2 protein-coding genes are annotated in these 1041 nt (G+C 63.7%); both read right to left on the reverse strand.

Annotated elements, in window-relative coordinates:
* Nucleotides 1–10 precede the first annotated feature (10 nt).
* Nucleotides 11–292: a hypothetical protein gene (locus tag JNW87_RS39050; RefSeq protein ID WP_109805227.1), complete on the reverse strand. Its 282-nt coding sequence runs from the start codon at nucleotides 290–292 to the stop codon at nucleotides 11–13.
* A gap of 424 nt (nucleotides 293–716) precedes the next feature.
* Nucleotides 717–920, reverse strand: a complete 204-nt coding sequence (locus JNW87_RS39055; protein WP_007074326.1) for a cold-shock protein — start codon at nucleotides 918–920, stop codon at nucleotides 717–719.
* Nucleotides 921–1041: the final 121 nt, after the last annotated feature.

Genomic DNA, 1041 nt, shown 5'->3' on the forward strand with positions numbered 1-1041 from the left:
CGGCGCACGATCAGAATGGTGCGGGTCCGCGGCCTGCCAACGACATCAACACCTGCGTGGCGAGTAGCTTGCGTATGCCGGTGACGGCGACTGTCCCCACCCGATCGTAGGGCAGCTCCAGTTGCAGCCCTTGGACTGCGTTGCGAAGGTCTGTCGTGATCTCGTCCGGACGGAACGTGCCGCCCCAGCCGTTGAGTCCTCCGCGCTGGTTGGTACTGAGGGAAGCCATGCCGGAGATGCAGGCGCCGTCGACCAGGATCAGCCTCGCAGGACCCGAGTAGGTCGTCGTCATAGTCACCAACCCTTCAAGATGTAACGCCGTACACCCCGGGTCCCGGCTGGCTGACAGTCATCAGGAGGTAAGGCGTCGAGTCCGACCGTGGTGTGCTCTACCTGACCGCGACCGTACGTGCCTCTACCGTCAGGGCGGCGGCGATGCGGAATTCGGCTCGTTAGGGATAAGGGTCGATGCCTGCGTCTGTCTGCTTCATGAGCCAGAGGCACGCCTTGGGCGAGCTGACAGTCGGCCTTGGCAGACTAGCGCCCGAGGTCCGAATCGATCCAGGGAAGAGAACACGGGGGAATGCTGAGCTGGCTCCAGACCGAGATGGCCGGCCTTCTGCCGATCAGACGACTTTCGCCATGCCGTGGTGAGCGCATGGAACGCCGAACGGCGGCCCGCTGAACCAGTCGGGCCGCCGCTCACAGAATGTGGATCAAAGCGGGCGGATGTTCTCCGCCTGCGGGCCCTTCTGGCCCTGGGTGATGTCGAACTCCACCTTCTGATTCTCGTCGAGGCTGCGGAAGCCGCTCGCCGAGATCGCGGAGAAGTGGGCGAAGACGTCGGCGCCGCCGCCGTCCGGGCTGATGAAGCCGAAGCCCTTGTCGGCGTTGAACCACTTCACGGTACCTGTAGTCATGTCTGCTCCTTCGCAGGCTGTCAGAGACCGCACTGTGCGGACCCTTACGCCGCCGCGTTGATCACCCGCGTCGAAACGACACGAAAAACGAAAAGCGCCTGGATGGGTTTCAGATGCCCCA

Origin of the sequence: Micromonospora sp. ATA51 (assembly GCF_016802855.1) — a bacterium.
In the GTDB taxonomy this organism is placed as follows: domain Bacteria; phylum Actinomycetota; class Actinomycetes; order Mycobacteriales; family Micromonosporaceae; genus Micromonospora; species Micromonospora sicca.

Bases quoted from the DNA above. Each gene is read 5' to 3' on its own strand.
- JNW87_RS39050 (WP_109805227.1), bottom strand. From the start codon at position 292: ATGACGACGACCTACTCGGGTCCTGCGAGGCTGATCCTGGTCGACGGC.
- JNW87_RS39055 (WP_007074326.1), bottom strand. From the start codon at position 920: ATGACTACAGGTACCGTGAAGTGGTTCAACGCCGACAAGGGCTTCGGC.